The sequence below is a fragment of the Flavobacterium sp. genome, from assembly GCF_965277525.1.
In the GTDB taxonomy this organism is placed as follows: Bacteria; Bacteroidota; Bacteroidia; order Flavobacteriales; family Flavobacteriaceae; genus Flavobacterium.
In genome coordinates, this window is sequence record NZ_CBDIDC010000014.1 from 1 (window position 1) to 20,774 (window position 20,774).

At 37.6% G+C, this 20,774-nt stretch carries 15 protein-coding genes; 13 read left to right on the plus strand and 2 right to left on the minus strand.

What is annotated here, in order from left to right; all coding sequences use genetic code 11:
* The first annotated feature begins 10 nt into the window (after positions 1-10).
* The 8 genes from ACQY44_RS24205 (at position 11) to ACQY44_RS24240 (ending at position 11,599) form a co-directional block, all read left to right on the plus strand.
* Complete coding sequence (locus ACQY44_RS24205; protein WP_428233184.1) at positions 11-979, plus strand: family 43 glycosylhydrolase; 969 nt, start codon at positions 11-13, stop codon at positions 977-979.
* 343 nt (positions 980-1,322) lie between these two features.
* On the plus strand, positions 1,323-2,363 hold the full coding sequence (locus tag ACQY44_RS24210) for an alpha/beta hydrolase (RefSeq protein ID WP_428232845.1): 1,041 nt from the start codon (positions 1,323-1,325) through the stop codon (positions 2,361-2,363).
* Positions 2,364-2,895: 532 nt separating this feature from the next.
* Complete coding sequence (locus tag ACQY44_RS24215; protein WP_428232846.1) at positions 2,896-5,211, plus strand: glycoside hydrolase family 44 protein; 2,316 nt, start codon at positions 2,896-2,898, stop codon at positions 5,209-5,211.
* Positions 5,212-5,794: 583 nt separating this feature from the next.
* Entirely contained in the window at positions 5,795-7,882 is a 2,088-nt protein-coding gene (locus ACQY44_RS24220) for a beta-galactosidase (protein WP_428232847.1), read from the plus strand.
* 14 nt (positions 7,883-7,896) lie between these two features.
* A complete protein-coding gene (locus ACQY44_RS24225) occupies positions 7,897-8,064 on the plus strand; it encodes a hypothetical protein (RefSeq protein ID WP_428232848.1) in 168 nt (55 codons plus the stop codon).
* 217 nt (positions 8,065-8,281) lie between these two features.
* On the plus strand, positions 8,282-8,551 hold the full coding sequence (locus tag ACQY44_RS24230; protein ID WP_428232849.1) for a hypothetical protein: 270 nt from the start codon (positions 8,282-8,284) through the stop codon (positions 8,549-8,551).
* A 46-nt stretch (positions 8,552-8,597) separates the two neighbouring features.
* A complete protein-coding gene (locus ACQY44_RS24235; RefSeq protein WP_428232850.1) occupies positions 8,598-10,127 on the plus strand; it encodes a family 43 glycosylhydrolase in 1,530 nt (509 codons plus the stop codon).
* 419 nt (positions 10,128-10,546) lie between these two features.
* Positions 10,547-11,599: a GntR family transcriptional regulator gene (locus tag ACQY44_RS24240; RefSeq protein ID WP_428232851.1), complete on the plus strand. Its 1,053-nt coding sequence runs from the start codon at positions 10,547-10,549 to the stop codon at positions 11,597-11,599.
* Positions 11,600-12,498: 899 nt separating this feature from the next.
* Here the strand turns inward: ACQY44_RS24240 and ACQY44_RS24245 are convergent.
* The gene (locus ACQY44_RS24245; RefSeq protein WP_428232852.1) at positions 12,499-14,007 is read right to left on the minus strand and encodes an ATP-binding protein; all 1,509 of its coding nucleotides are present in this window, start codon (positions 14,005-14,007) and stop codon (positions 12,499-12,501) included.
* A 220-nt stretch (positions 14,008-14,227) separates the two neighbouring features.
* Between ACQY44_RS24245 and ACQY44_RS24250 the strand changes: the two genes are divergently transcribed.
* From ACQY44_RS24250 to ACQY44_RS24270, 5 genes are all read left to right on the plus strand, one after another.
* Positions 14,228-14,737, plus strand: coding sequence for a response regulator (locus ACQY44_RS24250; protein WP_428232853.1), 510 nt, complete (start codon positions 14,228-14,230; stop codon positions 14,735-14,737).
* 1,100 nt (positions 14,738-15,837) lie between these two features.
* The gene (locus ACQY44_RS24255) at positions 15,838-16,665 is read left to right on the plus strand and encodes a hypothetical protein (protein ID WP_428232854.1); all 828 of its coding nucleotides are present in this window, start codon (positions 15,838-15,840) and stop codon (positions 16,663-16,665) included.
* Positions 16,666-16,741: 76 nt separating this feature from the next.
* Entirely contained in the window at positions 16,742-18,193 is a 1,452-nt protein-coding gene (locus ACQY44_RS24260) for a DUF1254 domain-containing protein (RefSeq protein WP_428232855.1), read from the plus strand.
* 50 nt (positions 18,194-18,243) lie between these two features.
* Positions 18,244-19,722 carry a DUF1254 domain-containing protein gene (locus ACQY44_RS24265; protein ID WP_428232856.1) on the plus strand — a complete coding sequence of 493 codons (1,479 nt, stop codon included), beginning with the start codon at positions 18,244-18,246 and terminating at the stop codon, positions 19,720-19,722.
* Between the two features lie 150 nt (positions 19,723-19,872).
* Positions 19,873-20,289 carry a helix-turn-helix domain-containing protein gene (locus tag ACQY44_RS24270; protein ID WP_428232857.1) on the plus strand — a complete coding sequence of 139 codons (417 nt, stop codon included), beginning with the start codon at positions 19,873-19,875 and terminating at the stop codon, positions 20,287-20,289.
* Between the two features lie 96 nt (positions 20,290-20,385).
* On the opposite strand, the gene ACQY44_RS24275 is transcribed toward ACQY44_RS24270, so the two are convergent.
* Positions 20,386-20,760, minus strand: a complete 375-nt coding sequence (locus ACQY44_RS24275; protein ID WP_428232858.1) for a hypothetical protein — start codon at positions 20,758-20,760, stop codon at positions 20,386-20,388.
* Between the last annotated feature and the right edge of the window lie 14 nt (positions 20,761-20,774).

A 20,774-nucleotide genomic window follows, 5' to 3' on the forward strand; every position in this document is an offset into this window, starting at 1 on the left:
TTTTCTGCTCATTTCAGAAGGTGGTACTGAATATGGACATAAAATGACAATCGCGCGAAGCAAATCTATTTATGGACCTTATGAATCGAACCCGTCTAATCCAATTATGACACACATGAATGAAAATGCACAAAGCAACCCAATACAAGGTACTGGGCATGGCGATTTTATTCAGGCACATGATGGGTCATGGTGGATGGTTTTCTTGGGCTTTCGTCCGCAAAGCTTACTACATCACGTATTGGGACGTGAAACATTTTTAGCTCCAGTTAGATGGGATACAAATGCTTGGCCGGTAATCAATGGCAACGGTACAGTAAACATAGATATGAATGTACCTACTCTACCCTTACAAGCTGTTAAACAACATAACCTTGATACCGATTTTGATGAAGCTAAATTAGGCGTTGACTGGAATTACCTGCGCAACCCATTTATGAGAAATTATTCTCTTGCAGAGAAAAGAGGTTCGTTACGATTGAAAACAAGTCCGGTTTCTTTGGATGATAATGATTCCCCTACTTTTGTCGGACGCAGACAGGAGCATGTTAATTTTTCGGCTAGCACTGCATTATCATTAAATGATAAAAAGGAAGGCGACGAAGCAGGGATGACAATTTTTTACACGAGTCAGGCACATTACGACATCTTTTTAAAAAAATCAGGAAATGGCAAACAAAAACTGGCAATACGTTATCGTATGGGAGTGCTGAACCAAACCGCATACGAGGTGGAAATTCCCAGTGGTAAAATTTATTTGAAAGTTAAAGGAGATAAGGACTTTTACTCGTTTTATTATTCTCTGGACGGTAAGGAATTTAATTTTTTAAACAAGATAAACGTATGGTATCTGAGTTCTGAAACCAATGGGGGTTTCACTGGAGTTTATATTGGATTATATGCCGCATCCCAAAGTAAAAACTCTAAAGCTTATGCTGATTTTGATAAGTTTATGTATAAACCCGGCAATTCAGATTAATGTAGGTTTAATGGTATTTCGCCTAATCGATCTGATTAATAAAAAACCAAATGTAAAATGAAATCGGGTAGTTATTTATTTCAGAATTTGGAGGAGAATCTGTGTATGGAAATAATACTCGACCAGCATATGAAGCTGCTAATTGGACAGAAGAATGTCAGAAACAAATTTATGTCAATCAAATAGAGCTCATTAAGCCCATTTCGAACTTATCTGGTGTATCTCGCTAGCTGTTATTTGATTACAAATCTTTGGGGAGGATAAACCATGTTTATTAGAAAGGCTATAACAGAAAAGGATTGTTATCTGAAAAAAGGAAAAAAGAAAGCTTGGTATATTATGAATGGCTATTAAAAAAGAAATGAAAATAAAAAGCATAAAACAAACGGTATTGACCTTTGTATGTTTGATAGTAGTTGGTGGTACTATTTTTGGTCAAAGCAAAGTGATTGATCTATGGAACGGGAAAGTGCCTGGTTCAATTAAAAATCCCAACTATAAGCAAATAGTTGATTCTACGTATTACATAAAACTAAGGAATATTTCTGAGCCTACTATTGAAGTTTATCCTGCTTCTGCAGACAATAATTCAGGGACGGCTGTGGTGGTATGTCCCGGTGGCGGTTATTATGGGGTTTCTTTTATAAGTGAAGGTGTGGAAGTGGCAAAATGGTTAAATCAGTTAGGGATTACGGCTGTTGTTTTGCATTACCGTTTGCCTGATGACGCTATTATGAAAAACAAATCTATAGCTCCGTTGCAAGATGGGCAAGAAGCTATGCGTACAGTTCGCCGTAATGCAAAACAATGGGGTATTGATCCACATAAAATCGGCATCATGGGGTTCTCGGCTGGAGGCCATCTCGCATCTACTGTTTCGACTCATTTTGATGAAAAGGTGTATCAACCAAAGGATTTTACCAGTGCCCGTCCTGATTTTTCTTTGCTAATTTATCCTGTAATTTCAATGGATTCGACTATTACTCATGCAGGATCGCGCGATAACTTGCTAGGAAAACATCCTTCACAGGAAATGCTAAAACATTTTTCGAACGAGTTGCATGTTAATGCTAACACCCCTCCAGCATTTATGATACACTCAATGGATGATGATATAGTTCCGGTGGAAAACAGTATTGATTACGCCTTAGCTATGAAAAAGTATAATGCCTCCTGTGAACTTCATATTTATCAATCTGGAGGTCATGGATATGGTTTAGGAAGATCAAAAAACACTGAATCTACATGGACAGCGTCCTGTCGCAAGTGGCTTGAAGCTAACAGTTTTTTACCTAATATCGGTCAAGGAAGGGAGGACAGAAAGAGTGTATTGAGTCCTGACGACAAGCCTACATTCAAAGATCCGCCATTTGGTTTCAGATGAAAAAAGATGGCTAACGCACACATTGGATTTGAAACTGGATGTCTTAAGCTTGCTGGTTGGTATCAATGATGTGAATGCTATAATTGAGGGGAAGCAAGATGCGTTGGATGCAAAAACGTTCGATGCAACTTACCGTAAGTTGCTCGCTTGATGTAAAGAGCAAAAAACAAATCTTTTGATAGTACTTGGATTGCCTTTCTTTTTTGCTTCCGAATGGTGTAAAGATCAGTATCAAAAGTGGCATCCATTGACAGTTGAAAGAGCCGAAATCAACAGTATTTGGTCATGAACTGATGGCTCGTGAGTGCTTTAAGCAAGTTAGTAAACGCTTGAATTTTTTAAAGATATGTACAGAATAATCAAGCATTAGCTCCTTATGCTATCGAATCACCATTAAACGAAACATGGGAATTTAATTGAGTAAAATTACAGATCAATGTCCAATAGATGTCTGTATTTTATGTTTATGATAACTTTTGTCAATACTATTCAACCGAATTAAGCATAAGCTTAATATAACCAATTAATTATTATGATAAAACAACCAACAATTAGAAAACTCCATTTGGCAATTTTTGCTATTGGGATTTTAGTGTTTACCAATGGATGGTCACAGTCAGCTACCATAACCGTAGATGCAACGCTAAACAAACGTTTAATTTCCCCAAACATCTATGGGAAAAATGAAGACTTAGATAAATCTGTACAATTTTATAATGATTCAGGCTTGCGTTTTACGCGGTTGAATCATGGTAATAATGCCACAGGGTATAACTGGCAAAAAAAAATTACGGTTTCTCCCGACTGGTATAATAATGTGTATAGCGAAAACTGGGATGCAAAAGCTCAAGGACTTAATAATAACTATTCAAACATTCAGGGCATGTTTGCCTTTCAGTTATTGGGCAGGGTTGCATCCAACACAAACAACAATTTCAATGACTGGGCGTACAACCAATCACAATATTGGTCTGGTCTTGGCCAGAATTTAGCAGGAGGGGGAACACCCAATCCCGCCGGAGGAAGTACAGCACTCGTTGATGGAAATATAAATTTGTTTACTGAACCTTGGTCTGCTGATTCTTCTGTTGGTATTCTTGATCATTGGTTTGGAACCAATGGTTTAGGTTTGGACAAAAACAAGTTTGTTTATTGGAATATGGACAACGAGGTAGATATATGGAATGGCACGCATGATTGGGCTATGCCAACACAACTTTCGGCTTCTGCTTTTATGGATCGCTACATCGAATTAGCTAAAAAAGCGAAAGCTAAATATCCTGGAATCAAGCTTTGTGGACCTGTTACAACTTCAGAATGGCAATGGTACAAATGGTCAAATGAAAGTATTTATATCAATGGGAAGTACTATCCATGGATTGAATATTTTATTAAAAGATGCGCCGATGAAGAGCAAGTTTCCGGGGTTAGGGTGCTTGATGTTCTAGATATTCACAATTATCCTTTTTATAACAATGATGCTGAAGCACTGCAGGGACACCGAATTTATTATGATACAACTTATGATTATCCGGGTTCAAACGGTATTCGAACAAGTACTGGTGGGTGGGATACCACACTTACAAAACAATATATTTTCAAGCGTATCAATGATTGGTTAACTCAGTATTATGGAGCAAATAATGGAATAGGACTCGGATTGAGCGAATGGGGGACTATGTCGAGCAGTAACCCAAATCTTGAATCTGTTATATATGCTTCGCATCTTGGTGTATTTGCAAATAATGGCGTTGAATTGTTTTCCCCATGGAACTGGTCTATTGGTATGTGGGAAACCTTACATCTGTTTAGCAAGAATGCTAAAGATTATAGCGTTTCAAGTGTTTCTTCTGTAGAAAATACAGTTTCAGCTTATTCCTCGATAAATACAGTAGAAGATGCGATGACAGTTATTATTGTAAATAAAGACATGAACTCTGCTCAAAATGTGACAGTAAATCTTAACGGATTTTCAGTAGCGAATGGCAATTATACAACTTTACAATTATCGTCTCTACCTGCTACCGAAACTTTTGTATCGGAGACACAAAATGCACTTAAAACAGGTCAAGTTTCAGTGAACTCAAATTCGTTAACCCTATCTGTGCCAAAGCTTTCTACTACAGCCATTCTGCTTAAGAAAGCCCCAGTAGTTATCACAATACAGAATAAAACTACGGGGATGGCAATCGATGGAATGTATAGATTCAATAACGGCGCTATTACAGGACAGTGGACTTACAGCGGAAGCACTGCACAGCAGTGGGCGCAAGAAGCAGACGGAAATTATTTCAAATTTAAGAACGTTGCTTCAGGTTTATATCTTGATGGAAATGGACAGACCACTCCTGGATCAGCAGTTTATCAGGCCAATAATAGTACCGATTGGAATTTGCATTGGGCAAAGGAAACAGTCGGGGCATATATCAAATTTAGAAACCGTAATACCGGATTGTACCTCGATGGAATGTGGAGAGGTTCCAATTCAGATTTAGGACAATATACTGCCAGTACAGCAGATCCACAGCTATGGACAATAAATTTAGTAGGGAGCTCTCAATCCGCAAGAAAGAGTTTAGTATCTAAAGAAAATATTTCAGAAGAATCAAGTTTGTCGATAGTGTTGTATCCAAATCCGTTCTCGTCAACTTTTACCCTTAAAGTTGAAGAACCCAATAAAATAAATGATATTTCAATTTTTGATATGGCAGGTAAACTGGTTGAAAATATAGAATATTCTGAAATTACAAGTTCTATGTCAATCGGTTCTTCCCTAAAACCCAATGTGTATATTGTACAGGTTTCTGGGACAGATGGTGTAAAATCTTTTAAAATTGTTAAGAAGTAACGATTATTATGAGGTACAATGTTTTCAAGTCTGTGAAAGTAGTACGCAGTTGGATACATAAAAAAATATAACATCCGTTTGATGAAATTATTTTTTGAGAATTATTTTATCCAACGGTTGTTATTATGAAAATAAATGATAAAATAAAAAAACAGAAAATAGATAGCTTCTTCTTTTTTGTTTTTGAACAGTATTGTAATGCACAAACTTCAATTATTCAAAAAAAATAGTTTAGTTTCTGAATTTAAAAACGGTTCTATTTTTTTTTGACTTTTTCGGGAAAATTAATAGTACTAAAAAGATGAATCTTTAGCTGAATATTTTGTTATAATATCAACAAAAGCGCGAAAACGATACCTAAATGGATACATACGGATATTAAACAAGATAAAGGAAACAAATACTTTTGTAAGCTAGCTCCAGCAAATTAGTTTGCGATGAAGCTCTATTGTGCTCCCATATTGAAAAATAGATATTCATAAATCGTTATTAAGCTCTTAATATCGCATCAATATTAGCTTAAAATGCTGGTGATGAAGATAATAAATATGCGGTTTTAATTAAATTAAATGATTTGTAAAAAATGAAAAAAAGTATTAAATTCTTATTGTTACTAATGATAATAATGGGGACGACAGTGAAATCTCAAAATGCCAATAAATTTTTTCCAGAAAAGGACCTGATTACTACAGGAATTTATTATTATCCAGAACATTGGAACGAAAATCAGTGGGAACGCGATATTAAAAATATAGCGGATATGGGATTTGAGTTTGTGCATCTAGCCGAGTTTGCGTGGTACAAAATGGAACCTGTTGAAGGAAAATTCGATTTCGTTTGGTTAGATAAGGTTGTCAATATTTGTGTGAAAAACAACTTGAAAATAGTCATGTGTACACCTTCTGCAACAACGCCTTCATGGATGCGTATTGACTATCCTGAAACGTTTATTATGGACGGCCATTATATTCGTGGAGAAAATGGCACTCGAGGCTTAAACTCAATTGTTAACCTTAAATACCGAATGTTTGTTGGACGGATTGTTACCGAGCTAGCTAAACGTTATGGAAAAAACAATAATGTGGTAGGATGGCAAATTGACAATGAGCCACAAGCAATTACTGATTACAGCCCTGATTCTCAGAATTCATTCAGAGAATGGCTAAAAAATAAGTACCAAACCATAGAAGGATTGAATTACTCCTGGGGAGCTGCTTTCTGGAGTCAGTGGTTTAATAACTTTGATGAGGTTGTAATTCCAAATACGACCATAGTGGGCTGGTGGGGTAACAATCCTCATGCGTTGCTCGATTTTAAACGTTATTTAGCAGATCGTCAAGCAGAGTATCTTGATTTTCAAGCAAGTATATTGAGGGATCAGATTTCATATAATCAATACATAACGACAAATTACACGGCTATATGCACAGGTTCTGATTCGAGGAGAACCAAAAAACTTGATTTTGCTGCCTACACAGCCTATCCTAACGGAGGAAGTGACAATATTGGCGACCAGGGTTTTAGATTAGGAGACAGCAGATCCATTCTTTTTGCCGCCGAATATTATAAATCGGTTGGAGGTATTTCAGGGGTTATGGAAATTCAACCAGGCCCCGTTAATTGGGCAAATTATAATCCTTTATTGATACCGGGTACCGTACGAATGTGGTTATACCATACCTTTGCAGCTGGCGGTAAACTTGCATGCTCTTATAGATTTCGTCAAATAAATTATAGTGCGGAGCAATATCATGCCGGTATCATGAAGCCAGATGGTGTAACACTTTCTCCTGGAGGTAAAGATTATATCCAATTTATGAAGGAAATCAAATTACTTCGAAAAGAGTACAAACCTAATAATAAAGTGCCTGAAAAATTGAATGCAAGATCAACGGCCATTCTTTGGAATCTTGAGAATTATTGGGCAATTGATAGGCAAAAATTGACTTATCAATGGGATTCATGGAATTATCCTGTGAAGTTTTTGGAATTGACTAAGTCTTTAGGAGCTCCTACTGAAGTGATTTCTGAGAATGTGGATTTCTCTAAATATAAATTTTTAATTGTTCCCGCTTATGATTTAGCAGATTCCACTTTGGTTCAAAAATGGAAAAATTTCGTAGCCAATGGAGGGCATTTAATTTTAACTTGTCGAACCGCAACTAGAAATCGTAACGGACATATCTGGGAAGGAGAATGGGCAGCTCCAATATCTGATCTGATTGGTGCACATGTTGAGGCAACTGATATGCTTTCATCATATAAAAATGGAGATATATTGATGAATTCTACCCATTACAATTGGAATAATTGGGCCGATTTACTTACTCCTAAAAAAAGAACAGAAGTGCTGGCAGCATACAATAGTCAGTTTTATAAAGGGAAAGCTGCCGTTGTAAGAAATAAAATTGGTAAAGGCTCTGTTACCTATATTGGTGTAGATACTGATGATTCAAAATTGGAAAAAGATATTTTAAGAAATATGTATATAAATGCTGGAGCTACAACAGAAGACTATCCTGAAGGAATTTTCGTTTACTGGAGGGACGGATTCAACTTTGCAGTAAATTATTCCTCTGAAGATTATAAAATTAATATTCCTGAATCTGCAAAAGTCCTTATTGGTGAAAAATTATTAAAACCTGCAGGAGTTGTAGTTTGGAAAGAATAAGTAATATAAAATTCGTGAATCATCAAATCAAAGGATTAATTTTTGCTACTAAGCCTTTTATGAGCTTAAATACTTTTGCCCAATTGAAAACAAACCCAAAGTTTGCTAAACGTTTTTATTTAGGGAATGAATTAAAAGCTAGTTATGTTGCAAATGCAGGTAGAGCATGTAAAATCTCTTAGAAATTGAATGATTCAATTAAAGCCACAGGATTTAATTGTTAGAATACAAACAGTATGATGTTGTAAATCAGTTACGATATCATATTTCACTAATGTTTAATGTATAGCTCGTGTAAAGGTGGCTGATTTATTGTCTAAAGAATCAGCTTTATATGACTATAAATATGCACTAGGATACAGCTAGGATGGAGAAATATATTTAATAGAAAAAAATCAGATGGAAGTAGACTATAGAAAATATATTTATTGGACAGAACTAGCCAGCTATTTTAAAAAGCATGATGAACATTTACTCTTTGCAAAAGCCAATAAACGCAGTGCGAAAGAGGCTAAACAATTTGAAGCATTAAAGGCTTATGATCAAACTTTTATTTTTGCAGTTAAAGCAATAAGAAGAAACAATACATCTCAAAAACTGTTTTTTCAAGGGTATGAAACTGACAAAGCAAAAATAAAGTCTCTTTCAAGAAAAACCATTTATCAATAAATTCCTTTATATAACATATTTTATTTAACATTTATCGTCAACTAAAATGAATACAGTTAAATTTTTTGCGACATTTATTTGTCTCCAATTTGCATTTATCTCTAATGCCCAACACCAAACAACACCAAACAAAAAAGGAAATGGATATTACACCAATCCAATTTTTGCAGGAGATTATCCAGATCCTAGCATTTTGAGAGATGGCGATGACTATTATGTGGTGCATTCCTCTTTTGAATATCATCCCGGTCTATTGATTTGGCATTCAAAAGATTTGATTAACTGGACTCCGGTAACAGCTGCTTTAAACAAAAATATTGGTTCTGTATGGGCACCAGATTTAGTGAAGTATAATGACAAATATTATATTTATTTTCCTGCCAATGACAAAATATATGTAGTAGTAGCCGATTCAATTGAAGGGCCATGGAGCGATCCTGTTGATTTAAATATTAAAAACATAGATCCGGGGCATGTTGTTGATGAAAAGGGAAAGAGATATTTGTATTCTGCCAATGGTGAATTTGTACCCTTATCTGATGACGGGCTTTCAGTTATTGGAGAAACAAAACATGTTTATGATGGATGGCCAATTCCACGGGAATGGTCTATAGAATGTTTCTGTATGGAAGGACCAAAACTGGTTAAAAGGGGGGACTATTATTATCTCACAGTTGCTGAAGGGGGAACAGCAGGCCCTGCTACTGGACATATGATTATATCTGCGAGATCAAAATCGCCTTTGGGTCCTTGGGAGAATTCACCTCTTAATCCAATTATCAGGGCTGAAGATAGTAATAAAAGATGGTTGTCCAAAGGTCATGGGACACCTTTTGAAGATGCAAAAGGGAATTGGTGGATGTTGTTTCATGCTTATGAAAAAGGTTTTTATAACATGGGACGCCAAACTTTACTTTTGCCTTTAGAATGGACTAAAGACGGCTGGTATAAAATACCCGATGGGATTAGTGATGAAAAACCTATAAAAAGACCTAAATTAGATGTGACTTCAAATGAAAATACAGCAAGCTTTAATGATAATTTCGAGGGCAGTACACTAAATCCGAGATGGAACTTTTTTTCAGAATACAATCAAGAAAGATTTAAAGTTAAGGATAATGGTATTGTAATTAAAGCAAAAGGAAATGGAATAAGTGATTGTTCCCCACTGCTTTATAATCCAACAAATCATGCCTATACGGCAGAGGTAGAAATGTTAATCGAAGGAAATGCTATTGGAGCTTTGGTTCTTATATATAACAATATAGCTTATTCAGGCATCCTTACTAATGGTAAAGATATATTGGCAAACATTCATGGGTGGCAATTTGTAACAGAAAAAAATGTGGCCAAAGAGAGCGTATTTCTCAAAATAAAGAGTGTCAATAATACTGTTGATATGTATTATAGTACGGATGGAAAGAATTGGGTTAAAATTGAGAATTCATTAGAAGTTTCCGGTTTTAATCATAATACCTTTAGCGGATTTTTGGGACTTCGTGTAGGACTTTGCTCAATAGGGGAGGGATCTGTAACATTTAAAAATTTTAAATATACTCCAATAGCTAATAATTAAGAAACTGTTTCAATTTATTCGGAAAGAATTTAAACGATTATAAAAACAATTAACAAACAAATACAAGCAACGTGAATTCATTATAGTTATGCGATTACCTAGTTTTTTATTTTATTTTCCTGATTGCAGGTTATGGATTTTATATCCACAGACAAAAGAAAAAAGCTAGTATATCAGCTTCTCACGATTGAAGTGGTAACGCTTCGCTTCTTTCATGAGTTGCGTGCTTTGCAGATGGCTTTTGGCAAAGCGCAATATCATTTTTGATTGTCATTTCTTTTTGCTTCAATAATACAACATAAGAATGATTACTTGATAGTCATTCTTAAATTTTACTTTGTGAGTGCCGTTTATATCTGGTATAAATTTATAATTAACTATTTGAATATATGTTTACCCGCTAAGCTCAATAAGAAATGATGGAAAAATCAATAAATATTTTAATAAGAGTCAACAACCATTCCAGTATTCCTAAATATATTCAGGTAGCAGATAGTATTTCAGAAGATATTTTGAATGGAAATATTAAAAAGCAACATCGAATGCCGTCGATAAATGATCTTAGTAATTCGTCAAGGTTGTCTCGAGATACTATTGAAAAGGCATACAAAATCCTTCGAGACCGCGACGTAATTTTTTCTGTTAAGGGTATAGGATATTTCATTATCGACAATAAATCAGAATCCAAGAGTACTGTTTTTTTTCTCATAAATAAACCAAGTTCATATAAAATGGAAGTGTATAATGCTTTTGTCAATACAGTCGGCACTAAGGCAGATGTTAATATGTATCTATACTATTGTGAAGAGGATCTTTTTATTAACGCACTAAAGAAAAACATTAATAAGTATAATTATTTCGTGATTATGCCTCATTTTAAAAGTAAAAGCCAAAATCATGTATGTTATACACCCAAAGTAATTAAGGCCATTGAAACTATACCTAAAGAAAAACTTATAATAATAGATAATTCATATAGAGAAATTTCAGGCGCTTTTGCAGCCATTTATCAAGATTATAAAGAAGATATCGTCAACGCACTAAAAGAGGGGCTTGAAAAACTAAAAAAATATAAGAAAATAATTTTAGTGTATCCTTCTAAATTGGTTTTTCCGTATCCAGCGGGAATTCTTGTTGGCTTTATAAAGTTTTGCGAAAAGTATGGCTTCGAATTTGAAATTTTGGATAAAATTTATGCTGAATTAGAATTCGAATCAAAAGAGGCCTACATAATAATTGAAGAAGAAGACTTAGTTGAATTAGTACAACAGATTAGAGAGAAAAATTTGGTTATGGGTACGGATATAGGTTTGATCTCATATAATGAAACTCCCTTAAAGGCACTGCTGGGAATTACGGTAATTAGTACCGATTTTAAAGCCATGGGTATAGCGGCCGCAAAATTGGTATTAAATAACAAAAAGGAAATTTCTAAAAATCCATTCAATTATATTGAGCGTAATTCATTATAAAGTGGCTTCTTTATTGTAGCAGTATCATTCAGAACCCAGGTGAAAGTATCAATGAAAATGAGCTCTCTTAAATCAACTTAAATAAGGTTTTACTAGGGGCACTCAGAAATTAATGTGAGCTGCAGATTCGAACCTAACAGATGTCATTCTCTATAAGGTCCTTTTCAATGTTCTTCACCGTTATGTCTTTGGGGCCGCTTTGGGGTTCCTTTTAAGGGTTCTACGGGTCTTGGGGGCTGGGTGTTTTTGGCTGTGGTTTTTGGGTCTTTGATTTGGTTTTGGGAATTACGGTCTTCATGATCGTAATTTTTGGTTGTATGGGAAGTTGTAATTTTATTTTTTGAATTAGATTATTGCTGTTGTTTTTTTAGGTTTAATATTATTTTTTAGGAGCTTTTTCCCGCTATCCGTTCCAATCTTTTGCGCCGAACCCCGGCACAAAAGGATTTCCACTTCTATCGGGGCTAGGGCTGCTGAGGAGCCAGGCTGTTTAGACTAATAAAAATAAGTGAGATTATAAAAAAATGGCACCAATTGTCTTCAATTGGCGCCATTTGGCTTGTTTGTGACCGGGAACAGGACAAATTTCAATAAATTTTATGGAAGATTTGAAGAGGGTTGGCTTACTGGAAGTAGAGTTTGTCTTTGTATGGCGATAACAATTTGGTTAGATGTCCTGTTGGGGATTGTCGTTTTATGGTATCAATTTGTTTTTCTAATGCTTAAGTCAAGTACAGTACCTTGTAATAAACGAGGTTTAAAAAAATACGGCAAAATTTTAATAATAAAAATCGAAGTGTAATTTTTTAACAAGAACAGATATATTTGGAAATAAAGCCAATAGTTTAGATCGCAACAGTACTTTATTTCAATTATATTCTATTAAGCAATAGCGATTTCTAGATACTTTCGGAATTCTGCTTAAGGGGAAGGGTAACTATAAATTCGGCACCATTTTCTTTTTTTCCTTTAGCCATTATAGTTCCATTGTGCCTGTTAATTATTTTTTGGCATAGTGCCAGGCCAATCCCGTTTCCCTCGTACTGATCCTTGGAATGAAGTCTTTCAAAGGCGGCAAATATTTTTACTGCATCGACAGGGTCAAGCCCAATACCATTATCCTTGAAGGAGATTTCAACAGATTCAACCGAATTGATATTTTTTAGAACGGAGTTTATAATAACTCTGGGAGGCTGGCCCGCTTTTGTGAATTTGAGTGCATTTTGGATAAGATTATAAAATAGCTGCTGAATAAGAATAGCGGCTCCCTCGATTTCCGGAAGATCGCTTATGATTAAAATAGCGCCTTTTTCTTTTATTATAAGCTCCAGATCTGTTTTGATGTTCTCCAATAAATCGTTTAGGAAAATCTTTTCAACAGGCTGGGTGCTTTTGTCAATAGTAGAGTAGGCAAGGAGCCCTTCGATAATGCATTGCATGCGATTTGCAGAATGAGCAATTTTGTTTAAGTGTATAACGGAACGATCCGGCAACTGATTTGCGATCTCATTTTTTAACATGTTATTGAAGATCTTGATTTTTCTCACCGGCTCCTGAAGATCATGGCTCACCACATTGGCAAAATGCAGCAGGTCATCATTAGATCGCCGAAGGTCTAGTGTGCTTTCCTGAATCTTTCTTTTGAGTTCTGCTTCAATTTCTTTTTGATTATGTATATCCTGAACAATTCCTAGGATTGTTGACGGATCACCCTTTTCATTTTTTATGATTTTTCCAAAAACCTTAATCCACCTCGCAGGCTTGTTTTTCTCTATAATTCTGGCCTCGTAGCATACCATTCCGTTTACAAGGGCCTCTCTGTACGCTTTTTCGCGAAGGTGGCGGTCATCAGGATGCAGTTTTGCCTCCAGAGCCTCTATGGTAATGTCGGAGTCTATACGCCAGAGTTTTTTAAAATTATCAGAGGTCTTAACCTTGTTTGCTGTAAGGTCGATTTCGTAGGTTCCCATTCCGCAGGCTTCGATTGCCATGGTCAGCATTTCATCGGAATTTACTACCCGGCTTTTTGCCTCATGTAATCTGGTGGCCTCCGTGCAGGTATGAACCACGCCGTAAACAGCTCCCTTTTCATTGCACAGAGGGGTAAAACTATAATTATAAAAGAGTGGTGTCCATTCGCCCTTTACAAGTACATCAAGTTTTTGGTCATTGGCCTGAAAAGACAGCCCCGTTTTCATTACCCTTCGAATTTCCTGGCTGATCGGCTCCTGCTCAGGCCAAGCGGTAATATCAGCGAATTTTTTCCCGATAACCTGCCCGCCGGTATTCCACAAACTCAGCATGGCGTTGTTAGCAAAGGAAATCGTTAAATAGTCTGTACAGTAAACGGCAGTGGGCACAGGGGTTTGTTGTACTATATCTTGCAGAAAAATTAAATTATCGGGCACAGCTGTTGGCTTTATGTTTCATACCAAGGTAGTGTGCTGGCTGGCAAGTTATGTTACACAATTTAAGGATAATGATTGTACAACTCCAATGTAATGAAGCACTAACGGGTTATCTTTTGTCAATGCCAAATAAAAATTCAGCATATTAAAAATTATTGCTTTGACCGAATTTTAGTAAGCTTTTATATAGTACTTTTGGAAATTACAAAACCGCTTCAATATGACAAGTCCTAAAAATTCAGCCGTAACTTCTGATGACCAAGCAGAAAAAGAGTCGCTAAAAATTATACTCGCTGAGGATGATAAGGACGATCAGGAATTATTTATGGAAGCCCTTGAGGCCACGAAAGTTCCTTCTGAGGTTACTACCGTAGAAAACGGGAAGCAGTTGGTTGACACCCTGAAGGATCCGGCTGAACCAAAACCTGATATTGTTTTTATTGATATCAATATGCCCGTTAAAGGGGGCAAGCAGGCACTGGAAGAAATAAAGAGTGATCAAAAGCTGAAGGAGATCCCGGCGGTTATGCTCTCCACTTCCAATCATCCCAATGATATTGAAGAGACTTTCAGCAAAGGAGCAAACCTGTATATACAAAAACCAAGTTCTTTTACCGGCTTTATTCTCATTTTGAAAAAAGTATTCGTTCTTCATTGGACAAAAGCTTTAATCAATCCGGTTAAAAATATATTTTTTGTTTCGGAAAAGAATATTTCCCATAAGGATTAAATAAATGCCTTTAGTCTAAGTATGTATTGTAATTAATTCTGCCTTTGTCCTATGCTTGGGCCAGATGCGTTGTAAGGGCTGGCGGAAGTTTATATCTTAGAATCCAGTTTTCAGGCGTCAAATCTTCGTGTATTAAAATTTACACTGGGAAGGTTTAATATTGCCCGGTGCACCGCCCGTTTCATCCCTGGTGCTTTCATCTTCCTGAAGCTCGTCACTTCCAGGCTACCCAATTTCGAATTCCTTCCTTACCGGATTATCTTTTTGGGGTTCAATGGTCTCAAAGTAGTCATTTTCAGCCTCATCACTCTTGTTATTTTCAATATCAGTTTTTTAAACCCCTTTGATGGGTCATTCTCTATAAGGTCCTTTTCTATGTCCTTTCCCTTTATGTCTTTGGGGCCGCTTTGGGGTTCCTTTTAAGGGTTCTGCGGGTCATAGGGGCTTGGTGTTTTTGGCTGCGCGTTTTGGTCTTTGGTTTGGTTTTGGGAATTATGGTGGTGCTTGTGGTAATTTTTGGTTGTATGGGAATTTTTTAGTTTATTTTTTTTATCAGGTAATCAGGGTATTTAGGTATTGTGAATTGTTGGTGAATCTAATTGGGATGATTAGCATCGACGATTATATTTAACATTTTTTGAGGTTGATATTATTTTTTAGGAGCTTTTTCCCGCTATCCGTTGCAATCTTTTGTGCCGAAACCCGGCACAAAAGGATTTCCACTGCTATCGGGGCTAGGGAAGTTGAATCCGTTTTTTAGTAGTTATCACTTTAATTAAGACGATTTTCTTCTTTAAGTCTTTTGTCCATTTTTGTAAGATGCCATTAGACAGTGATACTTCGCTGGCAGCTGTGAAAACTCTTTTGAAAATAAACCAAGACGCCATTAGAAGATCATAAAGCAGAGGAGCTAATATTTATTAATTCAGCTGGCTTTATAAAAAGAAATCAAAATTACTGTGTTGTTTACCAGTTCTTTGTGTTTTTTGTATTCGAATTTTTCCTACTTTTATGTAGCTTGCTTACGAAATTAATTAGTTAACATTTCTTTAGCCAGAGTTTAAATAATTTATTCCTGTATTAACTATAACCTGTAGTATATGAAATATTTTAGACAACATATTCGAACTGCAACTGTAGCACTTACACTATTTTTTTATTTTACTTCAAACCCTGTTACGGCCCAGGAAGAAGCAAAAGCGGGCACAAGCGCGCAGGAACTTGCCGATAAAATGGCAAACCCGGTGGCGAGCTTAATTAGTGTGCCCCTGCAAAACAATCTTACCTACGGCATTGGTCCCTATAACGGCTCGAAATACCAGATCAACATACAGCCTGTCGTTCCTTTTAAACTGAGCGAAAATTTAAATTTAATTACCCGTTATATTCTTCCGGTAGTGGATCAGCAGGATGTCACCGGGGAAAACACGCATGAGTTTGGCCTCAGTGATGCTACGGTAACCGCTTTTTTTGCCCCTAAAACCAAAGGAATTATTTTAGGTGCTGGTCCCGCTTTTTTGGTCCCGACGGCAACCGAAAAATTGTTAGGAACCCAAAAATTTGGTATTGGCCCGAGTGTCCTTGTCATGCATCAGGGAAAAGGACTTTCTATAGGTTTTCTGGCCAATCAGATTTGGTCTGTGGCAGGTAATGCTGACCGGGCTGATTTCAACCAGTTTTACACCCAGATATTCCTGACCCACAGTTATAAAAGCGGGGCCAGTTTAGGTATAACTTCAGAAATTACACAAAACTGGCAGGGAAATACAACACTCATTACTGTTAGCCCCAATGTTGGGGCCATTACAAAATTAGGAGGGCAGACCATGCAATTTGCCGTTATGCCTTTAATACCCATTGTGGGCCATTCAGACATAAGACCTGATTGGGGACTAAGAGCTGTTATGGCTTTTGTTTTTCCACAGTAAACTATAATATATTCCTTAGCTGATCTGAAATTTAATTGCGAATCATTATCCATCTTAAGAAACAAAACGAAAAGACATGAAATCAAAAATTTTAGCACTTGCAATAGTTTGCTTTTTAGTATCCTGTACTAAATCGACAAAAACAAATGAAACCACAGCTGTTGCTGATACTACAGCAGCAGCAGCATTCAAACCTGCAGATTTTGAGGAACAGCTGGTGTATAATCGCGCAGTTGAAGCAGTGATTTGGGGAATGCCCGCCGTTAATTCTGAACTCATGCATGAAAGCCTGATAAAAGTTAAAGGAGACTATAATCAGGTGGTGTACTGGTCAGGATTAATCAGTTCTAAAAACCAGACTTTAACCCCAAATCCGGATGTCATTTACATTAATCCCTTTTTTGATACCAGACAAGGCCCGGTGGTGCTGGAAATTCCGGCAGCCGAAGGGGTTTCCTCACTTACCGGAAGTTTGGATGATGCCTGGCAGACCGCTATAGAAGATATTGGCCCGGCGGGGGTCGACAAGGGAAAAGGTGGCAAATATCTTATTCTGCCGCCCAATTATAAGGGAGCAGTGCCATTTGGATATATCCCGATGCCCTCAGCAACCTATACCGGTTATGCTATACTTCGCTCTAACCTGACCAACGGAAGCCCTGGTGATATTAAAAGGGCAGTGGAATATGGAAGAAAAGTAAAAATTTATCCCTTTGCAGAGGCGGACAGCCCTGCCGAAACAACATTTGTGGATTTAATAGATGCCTCCTTTGGAAATACAATACCCTATAACTTTCATTTTTTTGAAGTGTTAAACCAGTTTGTGCAAAGAGAGCCCTGGCTTCAGAGAGATTTGGTGATGATCGATCAGTTAAAAACCATCGGTATTGAGAAAGGGAAAGTTTTCCAGGCAGATGCCAGAAGACAGGAAATCCTGAATGCCGCCATAAAAGACGCACATAAGTGGATTGACAAGAAGTACGAAAAAATCTTTACACCTCCTTTTTATGAAGGAACGAGTTGGGCATTACCGGCATCGCAGGATGTGGTGAAAGCCATTATGTCCAATTATCTCGCGCCCAATATTTATCCCGTTGATGAAAGGGCCATAAGCTATTCCATGGCCTATTTCAGCGCCAAAAAACTGGGAACGGGGCAGTTTTATTTAATGTCAATTAAGGATAATAAGGGCCAGCAGTTTGATGGCTCCAAGCTGTATAAACTCCATTTGCCGGCCAAAGTTCCCGTAAAACTATATTGGTCCGTTACGGCTTACGATCGCGAAACGCATGCCCTGATTCCCGGCATGAAATATTCCAGCCGGGCTTCTACAAGTCCGGGACTTCAAAAAAATGCAGATGGTTCTGTGGATATTTATTTTGGTGCTACTGCTCCTGAAGGGAAAGAGTCCAATTGGGTGCCGACAGATCCGAAAAGAAAATTCGAACTCCTGGCGCGTTTTTACGGTCCGGAAAAAGGATTTTTTGACAAAACCTGGAAAATGGGAGATGTTGAAGAGGTCAAGTAAATCAAAATTAAATTATAAGTAAATAATTCACTGCTAAATTACCCTGAACTATGAAAAGTAAACATTTTTTTATTACAGCATTATCCTCTTTAATTTTAATTTTTGGTTGCAAAAAAGCAGCAACAGAAACAGAAAAACCTGTTGCTGTTCAAGTTTCAGATAGTGGAACTGAAGTTAAAATGGATGGAGAACTGCCTTCCAAAGAATCTATCGCTTTGTTATTTGACCAGATGGATTTCCAGCAGGCAACCCAAACTTATTTATGGGGACTGCCCATTGTGGCTTTTGCCCAGTGGCAGCAGCAGCAATACAAAACATTTAAGGCTACCAGCAATGATTTGATCCTTTATAATAATTATAATGACCGTTTAGGGATCCTGACCGCAAATGCTACAACGCCTTATATTGTTTCCTTTATAGATCTTGGTGCCAACGGTCCTACTGTAATTGAAATGCCCCCAGGGCATACCGCGGGCGGTCTGGCAGATTTCTGGCAGCGCGAGCAGGCCGTGATCGGGGAGATGGGACCAGATAAAGGAAAAGGAGGCAAATACATTTTAGTGCCCCCGACCATGAAAGATTTCAGGGCAGCAGGTTATTTTATAGTACCCTGCAATACGGTCAACATGTTTTTTGGGTTCAGGACCCTGGATCCGGATCCGAAAGTGACCCAAACTTTACTAAAACAGGTAAAAATATATCCGTATGACAAGCGGGCCAATCCAGCACCTACAAGGGTAATTAGCCCGCCCGCAGGCAAAAAATGGTTAGGGATTCAGCCCTCAGGGATTGCTTATTGGGAGCGTCTTCATGCCATTTTGCAGGAAGAACCCGTGCAGGAACGCGACCGCTTTTTTATGTCCTGGCTGAAAAATCTGGGCATCGAGAAAGGAAAACCTTTTGCCCCTGACGAGCGCCAGAAGAAAATTTTAATTGCCGCGGCCCAAAAAGGGGAGCAGATGGCCATGGCCAATTCATTTGAAAAACGCTTTAAGGATGTGAAACACTGGCCGGATAAAAAATGGGACTACGTGATGATTATCAAGGATCCCTCGCAGCATGCCGATAATTATGATGAGTTTTTCGAAAGGACTTCCTATTTCTATGAAGCCGTGACGTACTCCAAAGCAATGATCAGCAAAACTCCAAATGTCGGCCAGGCGTATTTGGGTTCCTATTTTGACAATAACGGAAACTGGCTCGATGGAGCAAAAAATTATACCCTTACCATTCCGGCAAACCCGCCTGCGGTAAATTTCTGGTCCATTACCATTTATGATGCTGCGACACGCTGCCTGATTGATAATGCGCAGCAAAATGCCGATTTATCATCGCGTAAGGATCTTTTAAAAAATGCCGATGGTTCTGTCGATTTGTATTTCGGGCCAAAGGCGCCGGTCGGAAAAGAGAAAAACTGGGTGCAGACCCTGCCGGGAAAACACTGGTTTACCTATATGCGTTTCTACGGGCCCACTAAGGCCTATTTTGATAAAAGCTGGAAGATGGACGATATTAAAGAGGCGAGGTAATACCAACGCATATAAAATCTTATCATAATTTGCTGCATGCCTGTCCTTACCGGTAACGCATCAAGGCTGCCTGTTATTTTTTGTCATTCATTTAGTGATAGTGCTGCTCTTTTACCCATATTGGACCACTTTTTTTATTAAGATATACATATGAATTTTAAAAAACTGACACAGAGCCAGAAACAGGTTTATCTGGCAAAAGCAGAAATTACCCTAGTTTCTGAAAAGCTCTTTTTAAAATGTGATTTGTCTCTGGGGGATCTGGCAAAAGAGTCAGGAATTCAGCTCCACACGCTTTCGCACCTGATTAATTCTCAGGCGAATCAAAATTTTAGGGATTATATAAATGTAATGAGAATCGGGTATTTCAAGGAAAAAGTAAACGATACTGGGTGGAAGGATTTCACGGTGGAGCAAATGGTAACGGCCTGCGGGTTTAATTCCAGGGCTACCGCTCACAGGGCCTTTATAAGGCATGTTGGCGCGGCGCCGTCGGAGTATTTAAAACTGCACAGGCTTCAGTATGATCACAGGACAGTTCCTAAAAAGGGTTATAACTTTGGCTGACTTTAAAAAAGTACAGACCATGCAATTTCTCATTTATTGATTAAAAAAGCAGATGAATCCAGGATGCTATAAAAACCGTTATTGATAACGGTTTTATTAAAATTTTCGCTGGGAAGGTTTAGTATTGCCCGGTGCATTATGACGCGGCTCATTTCTGGTAAGTTCCTCTTCTTTAAACGCCTGGTTGCCCAGCTTCCCAATTTCGAATTCCCTCCTGACTGGATTATCCTTTTCGGGTTCAATGGTCTCAAAGGAATCATTTTGAGCCTTGTCGCTCTTTTTAGTATCCATATCCCTTTGAGACCCCTTTGAAGGGTCATTCTCTATAAGGTCCTTTTCTATGTCCTTCACCGTTATGTCTTTGGGGCCGCTTTGGGGTTCCTTATAAGGGTTCTGCGGGTCATAGGGGCTGGGTGTTTTTGGCTGTGGTTTTTGGGTCTTTGATCGGGTTTTGGGAATTACGGTCTTCACGATCGTAATTTTTG